The following is a 13,071-nucleotide window of genomic DNA, read 5'->3' as shown; positions in this document are numbered from 1 at the left end:
TATTGACAGGATTTAAGCTAAAATTAAATAATTCATTTTTATAATAGATTTGAAAATCGAAATCTACACCGACGGAGCCTGCAGCGGAAACCCCGGAAAAGGCGGTTACGGAATCCTTATGCGCGTTCCTGAAAAAAACTATCAGAAAACGTTTTCCAAAGGCTTCAGAAAAACAACCAACAACAGGATGGAGCTTCTTGCTGTTATTTCCGCATTGGAAAAATTAAAATCTACAGAAAATCAGATCCATGTTTATACAGACAGTAAATATGTAGCTGATGCCGTTAATCAAAACTGGATCCAGGGATGGATCAAGAGAGGCTGGAAAAATGTAAAAAATCCGGATCTCTGGAAAAAATTCATTGAGCTTTACAACAAACACACACCCACGATGCATTGGATAAAAGGTCACGCAGGTCATTTCGAAAACGAGCTTTGTGATCAACTTGCAGTAGCTGCCGCCAACTCTGCCGATTTAGAAATCGATGCGTATTTTGAAGGATTAGATAGTAATTCTCTTTTTTAACATAATTAATACAATTCTACATTTACGGTTATAACTTTAATTATTTTATCATAAGAAATAATATTTTTTGATTAATATTATATTTTTTTAGTAAAATTAACATTAAATATACATTTATTTATCAGGATTTAATATCTTTACTTATTAATCTAAATCCCAAATAAATGAATAAAATACTACCGTTTTGTTTTTTCATTATTATACTATGTATTTCGGGGAATTATTCACGGGCACAAACATACCAGCTGGCCGGGAACCCTGTAAACACCACAGGATGGACTGTAGTTCCTACTGCTACAGTAAATACTGATTTCATCCAACTCACCCCTGATACGAACAATCAATCAGGTTCCATCAGACTCAATGATCCCATCAATTTAAAATATTGTGACAAATGGAGGGTCGAATTTGACTTCAGAATGGATTCCAACCAAAACTCCAACGGAGACGGTATTGCATTCTGGTATCTTGCCAACCCACCTATTGCAAGTGTACTAGGGTCCGGCCTTGGAGTTTCCCAAAATGCCGTCGGATTTATTGTCGGATTTGATACTTACAATAACACAACGACAGCTACAATGAGCAAAGTGCATGTTGCGTATGGGCAGGTGGCCAACACAACAGACAGTAATAATGTAGAATTCTTCAATGTTCCCGGAAGTTCTTTCCACTCACCTGACCTCAATACTACCCAACCTTTCCAGGGAACCACCTATAAACATGTTGAAGTAACCGCTCAGGTAGACCCTGCCGCTCCTGCCAACTGGATTGTAAAAATAACTATAGACGGTAATGTAATCTGCAATCAGTCTTTTGCACCTGCAGGTACAGCAGCTGCAATGACGGTAGGATATTTTGGCTTCTCAGCATCTACAGGAGGCGCCAGATCGAGACATTCAATCAAAAATGTAAAAATATATACGGACAAAGTCCCTATCCTGTTAAATTCTATATCTCAGTCTTTTTGCCCCAATCCTACAACCGGTTATGGAAGCGTAAACCTGACCTCATATAATTCCCAGTTTGTCAGCAATCCTTCTAATTATACATTCACTTATTATCCTTTAGGAAGTTCTACTCCCATTGCGAATCCCACTAATTACCAATTTAACACAAATACTACCGTCACAGTCGTAATAAAGGATAATGCGGGAATACTCTGTGATAATCCTGATGGAAAAATTCAGTTGAGCATTGCTCCTTTTAAAGCGGAGGACAAAACAATTCTTGCCTGTAATAATAATAAAATCGGCACCGCCACTTTCAATCTGAATACGGCTGCCGTCACTGGCGTTCCGGGTTCTGTTAAAAAATATTACAAGACCTTAAATGACCTGAATGCAGACACCAACGAAATATTAAATCCTGACAGTTATTTATCAGTCCCTGGCGTTGTTTATGTAAAAGTAACCACCCCACAGGGCTGTACTGGTAATGCTAAAATAACCCTCGCATTTTACGCTGAAACTCCCGTAAAAGAAGCAACCCTGAGAGCATGTTTTATTGAAAATAATATCACCAACGCTGTATTTGATTTAAACTCTGCAGACGTAACTTCTTTAACCAGCGGGTTTACAAAAAAATACTACACTTCAGTAGCCAACGCTCTAAGCGGCACTAATGAAATTGTAAGTTTCCTTCAATACATATCAGCAAGCACAACAGTATATGCTAAAGTAACCGACAGCAACGGATGTTTTGCTATTGCTAAAATCAACCTTATAGTTCTTCCTCCCGTAAAATCCGGAATTTTAAAGGATAAAACTCTTTGTATCGGTGAAAAGACGAATCTTGATGCCGGCCCTGGATTTAACGGATATGAGTGGAGCACCGGGGAAACCACGCAGTCTATCAAAGACGTTGGGGTTGGAGAGTATTGGGTAAAGCTTAAAACCGGAAACTGTATTACCACTCAGATTGTAAAAGTAATGGCGGCACCCAATCCTGTTATTGCAAGCATTGATATTAACCACAATACAATTACGGTCTATGTAGCCGGAGGAACACCACCGTATCAATATTCTTTAGACGGAGCTACTTGGCAGACATCCAATATTTTTACCGGTCTGGCAAGAGGGGAAGTAAAAGTCTATGTGAAAGATTTATACAATTGCTCACCCGTGGAAGTCCAAATCACGGTTCCTAATCTTGTGAATGCCATTACTCCCAATGGGGACAACATTAATGATTTCATTGACTATTCTGCATTAGGATATAAGAAAAATTTAGTGTTTACGGTATATGACCGATATGGCAACAAGATGTACGAAGCAGATAAAATGAGGAATTTCACATGGAATGGGATGGCATCCGGTAAAAGGGTTCCTACGGGCACTTACTGGTATACCATTTCATGGAACGAAAATAATAAAAACAATACCGAAACAAAATATTCCGGTTGGGTATTGGTCAAAAATAGAGAATAGAATATGATATAGGCTGTTTTTTATAAGAAGACAGCCTATTATATGAAATTATAATGAAAAAAAATCTCCGCATCTCACTCACATTCTAAACAATATGTATTACATCAATAAGATAACTAACCCTCCAACTGTTATGAGAAAAAATATACTTATTTATTTATTAATCATTCTATTAGGAACTCCTTTAAAATTAGCTTCACAAACCTATCAGCTCAGCGGAAATCCGGTAAATACCACAGGATGGAACCTGGTATCTGATGCTGTCGTAAGCACTGATTTTATTAGACTTACAACCGATCAGACCAGTAGGTTTGGAGCGATAACGCTGGCCGATCCTATTACGTTAAGCTACTGTGACAAATGGAAAGTAGAATTTGATTTTAGAATTGACGGCAACGGAACTACTCAATTTGGGAGAGGTGACGGGTTTACCTTCTGGTATCTGGCCAATCCTCCTACAGGATTCGTATCGGGAGGAGGCCTGGGAATACCGGCTAATGCTTCGGGACTAATGGTGGGTTTTGACATTTTCAACAATACTACCGAAGGTCAGATGAGCAAAGTACATCTTTTATATGGTACCAATAATACCGCCGGGAATAATATTGAATTCAACAATACACCGGGAAGTACCTTCCACTCTCCTGACCTTATTGCCACACAGCCATTCGTAGGAGATACCTATAAGCACGTCGAGGTAAATGGTGAAACCGATCTTTCCAATCCGACGAGCTGGATTATTAAAATAAAAATTGATGGTGTACTTATTGTTGACCAGTCTTTTGCCCCGTCAGGCGGTGCGGCAGGGATGACGCAGGGGTATTTCGGTTTCTCTGCTGCAACCGGCGGAGCAAGCGCAAGACACTCTATCAAGAATGCAAAGGTATTTGTAGATAAAGTTCCTATTTTAAATAACACCGTCACTCCATTTGTTTGTACTAATCCTGCTACCGGAAATGGTGTTGTGGACCTTACTTCTTACAATTCGCAGTTTGTGAATAACCCCGGTAACTATATTTTCACCTATTATATTTTAGGAAATGCAACTCCTATTGCCAATCCCGCTAGTTTCCAATATTCAGGCAATACAACCATCAAAGTTGTCATAAAAGATCCTACTTCAACGCTTTGCGACAACGGAGACGGGGTCATACAGCTCAACCCGACCCCTTTTGCCGCTACCGATGCCAGCCTCAGCGGATGTAATAATAACAATGCAGGAACAGCAACTTTTGACCTCACCACTGCTGCTGTAACGACTTTAACCGGTACAACCAAAGAGTTCTACCCTACTTTATTTGACATGAATGCCGGAACTAATCAAATCACCAACCCTACCGCTTATGCAGCAGGCGCAGGCACAGTATATGTAAGGGTAACAACTGCACAAGGCTGCATAAGCACGGCTAAAATAACTCTGAACATCTATCCTGTCGTAGTAGTGAATGACACTGAATTAAAATCCTGCTTTATTGAAGCCACGCCATCAATGGCACTTTTCAATATTTCGTCTGCTGTAGTTTCTCAGGGAGGACTTACAAAAGAATACTATCCTTCTTTAACCGATGCTCTTAACGGAACGAACCCCATCCCTAATCCGGGAGCGTATATTGCGCCTAACGGAGTGGCATACATAAAAGTATTCGGCGCAAATGGATGTTACTCTATTGCGAAAGTGACTCTTACAGTGGTACCACCGGTGTTTTCCAGAGTTCTGCAAGACAAAACGATCTGTATTGAAAGTAAGACAACCTTAGACGCCGGTGCCGGATTCAAAAGTTATGAATGGAGCACGGGAGCTACAACCCAGACTATTACTAACGTGGGAGTCGGAACCTATTGGGTAAAACTGAAAACAGGGGAATGTACTGCTCTACAGACCGTAAAGGTTTTTGCCGCTGAAAATCCGGTAATATCCAGCATTGATATTTCAGGAAACAATGTGACGGTATTTGTTAACGGAGGAAAGCCACCTTACCGATACTCTATGGACAACGTTAGCTGGCAGGACTCTAATGTATTTCCTAATGTTCCCCGGGGCGAAGCTAAAATATACGTAAAAGACAGCTATAATTGTGTTCCTGTGGAAGTTATCATCACGGTTCCTAACCTGATCAATGTAATCACACCGAATGATGACGGAATCAATGATATCATTGACTACTCTGCACTGGCCCGTAAACGAAACCTGGAAATTAACATTTATGACAGGTATGGTGTACAACTTTTCAGAGCTGATAAATCCAATAAATACACATGGAACGGAACTGCCAACGGAAGAAGAGTTCCGACGGGAAGCTACTGGTACTCTATTTCATGGGATGAAAATAATAAAAACAATACCTCCAACACTCCTGTTAAATTCTCAGGTTGGATCCTTGTAAAAAACAGAGAATAATCACCAATTTCATCTATTATAAAGAAATCACTCCGCCAGTCGGGGTGATTTTTGTATGATTAATAGGATATATTTTGTTTTAAAGACTTTTTATTCATATTCAATCCTTAAATTTGCCTTATGAATTATTTGGAGGCTTTAAGCAGAAGATATTCTGTAAAAAAATTTAATCATCAAATCATTCCTCAGGAGACATTACACAATATTCTTGAGTCAGGAAAACTGTCTGCAAGTTCGCTGGGACTTCAACCTTATAAAATCATTGTTGTGGAGAGTGAGGAAATGAAACAGAAATTAATTCCTGCTTTTTATAATCCATCTCAGATTTCCACCTGTTCTCATCTCGTTGTTATTATATCCAAAAAAACAATTGAAGAACATTATATCCGTGGATATTTCAATCACATTTCTGAAGTCAGAGAAACACCTTTAGAACAACTTGATCCTTTTAAAAATAGCATCAGGCAACATATCAGTCAAAAAACACAGGATGAAATCTTTAACTGGGCAGAAAAACAGTCTTATATTGTACTGGCCAATCTCATGTATGCTGCCGCTATTGAAAATATAGACTCCTGTCCGATGGAAGGCTTCCGACAAGACCTGATCGAAGAGATTCTGAATATCAATCCTGAAACGGAAAAAGTAACCGTTACCCTCGCTTTGGGCTACCGCTCCGAAGAAGATTACTTCCAGTACATGAAAAAAGTGAGAAAACCAAACGAAAAATTGTTTAAATTTATTTAATATTTAAACGGTTGTACCTAAAGCAAGCATATGATAAAAGCGGATGTATTAGTAATCGGTTCCGGAATTTCCGGACTTTCCTATGCCATTAAAGTTTCTGAACAGTTCCCTGATGCCAAAATCATCATTGTGACAAAATCTGATGAAGATGAAAGCAACACCAAATATGCACAGGGTGGGCTGGCCGTCGTAACAGACTTTCAAAAAGATAATTTTGAGAAACATATTGAAGATACCATGCGTGCCGGTGATGGCGAAAATAAACGCGATGTTGTGGAAATGGTCGTGAAAGAAGCACCTGCAAGATTCAATGAAATTGTAGAATGGGGTGCTCAGTTTGATATGAAAAACGGCAAATTTGCCCTGGGAAGAGAAGGCGGACACACCGAGAACAGAATTGTACATCATAAAGATATTACAGGTTTCGAAATCGAAAGAGCTTTACTGGAAACAGCCAATAACAGCCCGAATATCGAAATCCTGGATCATCATTACGTCATTGATATCATTACTCAGCACCATGTTCCGGGAAAAGAACTTAACGAAGGAGACATCCATTGCTATGGTGCTTATATTCTGGACGAGAAGTCTAAAACAATCAAAAAAATAACTTCCAAGATTACATTAGCCGCTACAGGAGGGGCTGGCCATGTGTATAAAAACACAACTAATCCTACAATTGCAACAGGAGACGGAATTGCCTTCGTAGCCCGTGCCAAAGGAAAGGTTTCCAATATGCAGTACTATCAGTTCCATCCTACTGCTTTATACAATAAGATTGACGGGATGTTGTTTCTTATTTCCGAAGCCGTAAGAGGTGACGGTGCTAAATTAAGGACAAAAAGAGGCGAAAAATTCATGCAGAAATATGATGAGCGTGAAGAATTAGCTTCCCGGGATATCGTAGCAAGAGCCATTGACAATGAAATGAAAATTTCGGGAGATGAGTATGTCGGTCTTGATTGCCGTGAGATGAATCGGGAAAAATTCCTGGAGCATTTCCCCAATATTTACAAAAAATGCAAAGATGAAGGCATTGATCCTTTCACGCAACTCATCCCTGTAGTTCCTGCCTGTCATTATCTTATGGGTGGTATCGAAGTAGACCGGGACGGGCAATCTTCTATCAGAAACCTTTTTGCTGTGGGAGAATGTACCAATTCCGGATTACATGGAGCCAACAGGCTTGCTTCCAATTCTCTGCTTGAAGGATTGGTATTCGGGCATAATGCTGCCATGAAAACCGTTGATTTATTAAAAGAAAATAATTTTAATTTCGATGATCTGAAGGCAGTTCCGGAGTGGAATGAGGAAGGCATGAAAATCATGGATGAAATGGTTATTGTCAGCTATCTCAGAAAACAGCTTCAGGAAATGATGAGTGATCTGGTGGGTATTGTCAGAAGCAACAGACGTCTGAGTATGGCCCTGCAAAAACATCAGGAAATTGCCGCAGCCGTGGATGAAATTTACCACTACTCTATCTTATCGCCTCAATTATCAGAATTAAGAAACCTAACGACCGTTGCCCATCTTATCATCACCCAATCGATGGAAATGAAAGAAAATAAAGGAGCATTTTACAATAAAGATTTAGTTTAAAAGCATACCATAATGAAAAGACCAAGCTACGTAACAGATAAGGCATTAAAGACTTTTATAAATAGTGCTTTGGAAGAAGACATCCAGGATGGAGACCACTCTACCCTTTCTACGATTCCAAAGGATCTTGTACAAAGTGCAAAGCTTTTGGTAAAGCAGGATTGTATTCTGGCCGGTGTTGAATTGGCAGAAATTATTTTCAAAACTTTTGACAAAGATTTAAAAGTTGAAACTTTTCTTAAAGATGGTGATGCAGCAAAAGTAGGAGATATTGTACTAACCGTAACCGGAAGTGCCAGATCCATCCTTTCTACAGAGAGGCTACTTCTGAACTGCATGCAAAGAATGAGTGGTATTGCCACCCTTACGCATGAATGGGATTCGAGATTGGTAGGAACAAAAACCAAATTACTGGATACCAGAAAAACAACTCCTAACTTCAGAATATGCGAAAAATGGGCTGTTGCCATAGGTGGTGGAACAAATCACAGGTATGGTCTTTACGATATGATTATGCTTAAAGACAACCACATTGATTACAACGGAAGCATCACCAATGCTGTCGCTATGGCCAAGGACTATGTTAAAAAGAATAAGAAAAAGTTAAAAATAGAGGTTGAAACCAGAAACCTTGAGGAGGTAAAGGAAGCCATCAAAGCAAAAGTTGACAGAATCATGCTTGATAATATGGATGTGAAAACAATGAGAGAAGCTGTACAAATGATCAATGGTTCTTGTGAGTCTGAAGCCTCAGGCGGAATTACCCGTGACATGTTGAAAGAGATTGCTTCTACAGGTGTTACATACATCTCTGTAGGCGCCCTTACACACTCGGCAGAAAATATAGATCTGAGTCTCAAAGCAGTGAAATAGTTTTGAATTTTTAACAAAAACACCCCGCCTTTGTTAAAAATTCAACAACATGACTTTTTTCATACAAAAATTCAACTTTTATTTATAATATTGAGAATCAATTACTTAATATTATTAAGATTGATTAAAAATTAACATTGAGTTAATAATAGTTAAATTTAATTTTGCGAATTTTGCAGAAAATTAAATCTAATTATTACTAACGATTATGAAATTAATCAACAAATCAATACTAACTGCGGTTATTACTTTATCTACAGCTAGTGTTTATTATGCTCAACAAACTCAGGACACTGTAAAAGCAGGACAGTCTAAAGAGATTGAAGAGGTAATTCTAAAAGGTGTAACCGATATCGCAAAAGATAGAAAGACACCGGTAGCAGTTTCTACAATCAAAGCTGCACAAATTCTTGAAAGACAAGGAAATCAGGAGCTTGTTGAAATTTTGAACACTACACCTTCCGTATATGCAACTAAAGGAGGTGGTGGTTTCGGAGACTCACAAATTGTAATCAGAGGATTCGAATCAAGAAACATTGCCGTAATGGTAAATGGTATGCCTGTAAATGACATGGAAGGTGGTACCGTATACATGTCAAACTGGACAGGTCTGTCCGATGTAACAAGTACTATGCAGGTGCAAAGAGGACTTGGATCTTCTAAGCTTGCTATTGCTTCCGTAGGAGGTACAATGAACTTCCTAACAAGATCAGCAGATATGAAACAAGGAGGTGTGATCAGATTAGGAGTTGGTAACAATGACTATTTAAAAACATCTTTTGCCTACAATACCGGTAAATCTGCCCAAGGTTGGTCTAGCTCATTCTTATTGAGCAGACAGGCAGGAAGTACATATATTCAAAACACAGATTATGAATCATATGCTTACTACTTCGCTTTAGGTTGGGAGCCAAATAAAAAACATAATTTCCAGTTTACTATAACAGGATCTCCACAATGGCATAACCAAAGAACTTACTCTCCGTTTATTAAAGACTATATTACGTATAATCCGGATCGTGATAATACTCCTGACAGAACATATAACTCCGACTGGGGATATTATACCAATGCAGAAGGACGATCAGTTTCACTTGCCAACAGAGCTAATTATTACTCAAAACCAGTAATAATGTTCAACTGGGACTGGACAATGAATGAAAAGTCTAAATTAAGTACTGTTCTATATATGTCTAATGGTAGAGGTGGTGGAACAGGAGACCTTGGAAGCTTCTGGAATGGAAAATTCAATAGCAATGGAACTCCAACTACCAACAACATCAACTCATACAGAAGAACAGACGGAACTTTTGATTATGATAAAATCTTCGCATTAAACAACGGTTTAATGGCTGGTACTCCTTATATGGTAACTAACCCGGCTAACGGAAAACAATATCAGGTAAGAGATGGTATCATCAGAAGATCAAGCATCAACTCTCACAACTGGTATGGTATCTTGGCCAACTTCCAGCACAAACTTAATGACAACTGGAACTTCTCAATCGGTACAGATGACAGATATTATTATGGTTACCACTATCAGGTAGTTTCTGATCTTTATGGAGCAAAAAGTTATCAGGAAATCCTTAATAACAATGTAGCACCTTACAATGTTACAAGAACATATGATTATCAGAAGCTGGCTTGGAACCCGTTCGGTGGAAAAACAAGCTCCTCTGAACGAGCAAATCGGATATAGTAATGACGGTGAAGTTATCTGGTATAGCGCATTCGGTCAGGTTGAATATACTAAAGATAAGCTATCTGCGTTCCTCCAGGGATCAGTATCCAACCAAGGATATCAAAGAATCGATAACTTCGTGAAAGACGGAGTAACTAAACAGCAAGGTCAAGTTGTTAATACAAAAACCGGTTTCAAAAATCTTTTCGGATACAATATTAAAGGGGGAGCCAACTATAACATTGATGAGCACCACAATGTATTTGCTAATATCGGATATTACAGCAAGCAGCCATTCATGAACTCTGTGTATCCAAGTAATTTCCAGGTGGTAAACCCTAGCTTAACCAATGAAAAAATCTTCTCCGCTGAAGTAGGATATGGTTTCAGATCTCAAAAGTTTAGCGCAAATGTTAACTTGTACAGAACTGAATGGAGAGATAGATGGCTAAGAAGAACAAACCAGACATTTACACTGGCTGATAATACAACAACTACCGGTTATGCAGAAATCAGTGGTATTACTGAAGTTCACCAGGGTGTTGAATTTGATGCAGTTTACAAACCAACAAGTTTCTTAGAATTCCAGGGTATGTTCTCTTGGGGAGATTATTATTACAAAGGAAATGCTAGTGGATCTGCATTTGATGACAATAATAACCCTCTTTCATTATCCGGAGCATCATCTTCCTCTGCTTCAACTCTATACTTAGACAAAGTAAAAGTAGGAGGAACAAGCAACAACAGTATTCCTCAAATGACTGCTTCATTAGGAGCTACAATTAAACCGGTAAAAGATTTAAGCATTTTTGGAACATGGAGATATGTAGGAAAAGTATACTCATCTATTGATATTGCTACTTTCTCTAACCAGGCAGCACAGGATAAAGGAGTACTAAAATTACCAGACTTCAATCTTTTTGACCTAGGTATTTCATATAAGATCAAGTTAAAAGATGCTTCACAGTATTTCACTATCGGGGCAAACGTTTACAACTTGTTTGATACATTCTATATTTCTGATGCGTCAACAAACGTGTTCGGATCTGATGCTCCTTCTAAACTTGCTGACGGTTCAAACAATACAGCTAAGAAAACTTACGAAGAGTTAGGATATATGTACAAAGGTGTTGCAACCGACAACCGTGTACTATTCGGATTCGGAAGAACTTGGGCTGCAACCTTATCATTCAACTTCTAATTATCACAATATTAGATTTTCTCAATATCAATCCCGGCTTTGAGCCGGGATTTTGTTATCTTTGTCTACAAAAAAATAGGATTATGGATTTTTACAACATTTTGCTTAATGCCCACAAAGGATTCGGGTATCTTGAACTTCTTTTAGTAGCTTTATTTATCATCGCGCTTTTAGCAACCATGTTCGGTTTCAGTGGAAAAGTGAATAAGTTTTTAAAGAAGACCACCCTTTTCACAATGATTTTCTTCCACGTTCAGTTTTTAATTGGAATCATTATGTTGATCACCAATTTTACCAAAGGTCTGAATATGGGCGAAGTAATGAAAAACGCGGCATTAAGATTCCAATATGTTGAACATCCATTCTCTATGCTTATTGCAGCAGTATTGATGACTATTGTCAACAAAAAAGTAAAATCTAATGATACCATCTCTTTAGGAGTGGTTATTATGGGATTGATCGCAGTAGGTTTATTTGCATTCGCGTTTCCTTGGACAAGAGTCTTTGGGGCTTAAAAAGATAAAGAAATTATATGCGTTATAATTTATAAATAGTTTAATCTTAAATTTTTAATTAAATCAATGAAAGTAGCTGTAGTAGGTTCAACAGGAATGGTTGGACAAGTCATGCTTAAAGTTTTGGAGGAGAGAAACTTCCCTGTAACAGAATTAATCCCGGTAGCATCCGAAAGATCTGTAGGTAAAAAGGTGAAGTATAAACAGAAGGAATTTACGATTGTAAGCATGAAGGACGCTATAGCTGCCAAACCGGATATTGCTATCTTTTCTGCCGGAGGTTCTACTTCTCTTGAATATGCTCCTTTATTTGCAGAAGCCGGAGTAACGGTAATCGATAATTCTTCCGCATGGAGAATGGATCCTGATAAAAAACTTGTGGTTCCCGAGATTAATGCTGATGTGTTAACGAAAGAAGATAAGATCATTGCAAATCCGAATTGTTCTACCATTCAGCTGGTAATGGTTTTAGGACCTCTGAACAAAAAATATGATTTAAAAAGAGTAATCGTATCTACCTATCAATCTGTAACAGGAACGGGTAAAGCTGCCGTAGACCAGTTAAATGGTGAAATCAGCGGAGACGATGCTACTGCAAAAGTATATCCATATCAGATATTCAAAAATGCATTGCCACACTGTGATGTATTTGCTGATGATGATTACACAAAAGAAGAAATCAAGTTGATGAAAGAACCTAAGAAAATTTTAGGTGATGATACATTCAATTTAACGGCAACAGCAGTAAGAGTACCTGTTCAGGGTGGTCACTCTGAAAGTGTAAATATCGAATTTGAAAATGAATTTGAGTTGGATGAAGTAAGAAAAATCTTATCCGAAACTCCCGGAGTAGTTGTAATGGATGACGTGAAAAATAATCATTATCCAATGCCTTTATATTCGGAAGGAAAAGACGAAGTTTTCGTAGGAAGGATAAGACGGGATCTGTCACAGCCCAAGACGCTTAATCTCTGGATTGTAGCAGATAATCTGAGGAAAGGAGCAGCAACGAACGCTGTACAAATCGCAGAATACCTTGTAGCAAACAACTTAGTATAAACTAACAAAATAAAAAGAGTCTCAAAATTGAGATTCTTTT

Annotated in this window: 8 protein-coding genes and 1 pseudogene; all 9 read left to right on the top strand. The window is 38.4% G+C overall.

Annotated elements, in window-relative coordinates; all coding sequences use genetic code 11:
• The first annotated feature begins 49 nt into the window (after positions 1-49).
• The 9 genes and pseudogenes from rnhA to H3Z85_08920 all read left to right on the top strand — a co-directional run bounded on the left by rnhA (position 50) and on the right by H3Z85_08920 (position 13,031).
• Positions 50-526 (top strand): ribonuclease HI, encoded by a 477-nt coding sequence (rnhA, locus tag H3Z85_08960; protein ID QPQ53432.1) that lies wholly within the window; start codon positions 50-52, stop codon positions 524-526.
• Positions 527-690: 164 nt separating this feature from the next.
• Positions 691-2,952 (top strand): gliding motility-associated C-terminal domain-containing protein, encoded by a 2,262-nt coding sequence (locus tag H3Z85_08955; protein QPQ53431.1) that lies wholly within the window; start codon positions 691-693, stop codon positions 2,950-2,952.
• A gap of 133 nt (positions 2,953-3,085) precedes the next feature.
• Positions 3,086-5,350: a T9SS type B sorting domain-containing protein gene (locus H3Z85_08950; GenBank protein ID QPQ53430.1), complete on the top strand. Its 2,265-nt coding sequence runs from the start codon at positions 3,086-3,088 to the stop codon at positions 5,348-5,350.
• Between the two features lie 120 nt (positions 5,351-5,470).
• Positions 5,471-6,097 carry an NAD(P)H-dependent oxidoreductase gene (locus H3Z85_08945; GenBank protein ID QPQ53429.1) on the top strand — a complete coding sequence of 209 codons (627 nt, stop codon included), beginning with the start codon at positions 5,471-5,473 and terminating at the stop codon, positions 6,095-6,097.
• A gap of 30 nt (positions 6,098-6,127) precedes the next feature.
• Positions 6,128-7,699: an L-aspartate oxidase gene (gene nadB, locus H3Z85_08940; protein QPQ53428.1), complete on the top strand. Its 1,572-nt coding sequence runs from the start codon at positions 6,128-6,130 to the stop codon at positions 7,697-7,699.
• A 12-nt stretch (positions 7,700-7,711) separates the two neighbouring features.
• Positions 7,712-8,572 carry a carboxylating nicotinate-nucleotide diphosphorylase gene (gene nadC / locus H3Z85_08935; GenBank protein ID QPQ53427.1) on the top strand — a complete coding sequence of 287 codons (861 nt, stop codon included), beginning with the start codon at positions 7,712-7,714 and terminating at the stop codon, positions 8,570-8,572.
• 208 nt (positions 8,573-8,780) lie between these two features.
• Positions 8,781-11,457: pseudogene (locus tag H3Z85_08930) on the top strand (TonB-dependent receptor).
• 83 nt (positions 11,458-11,540) lie between these two features.
• Entirely contained in the window at positions 11,541-11,972 is a 432-nt protein-coding gene (locus tag H3Z85_08925) for a hypothetical protein (GenBank protein QPQ53426.1), read from the top strand.
• Positions 11,973-12,038: 66 nt separating this feature from the next.
• Complete coding sequence (locus H3Z85_08920) at positions 12,039-13,031, top strand: aspartate-semialdehyde dehydrogenase (protein QPQ53425.1); 993 nt, start codon at positions 12,039-12,041, stop codon at positions 13,029-13,031.
• Positions 13,032-13,071: the final 40 nt, after the last annotated feature.

The organism is Chryseobacterium indologenes, assembly GCA_016025055.1.
Classification (GTDB): domain Bacteria; phylum Bacteroidota; class Bacteroidia; order Flavobacteriales; family Weeksellaceae; genus Chryseobacterium; species Chryseobacterium indologenes.
The sequence above is the reverse complement of the archived record's forward strand: the minus strand, read 5'-3'. Positions and strand labels throughout refer to the sequence as shown.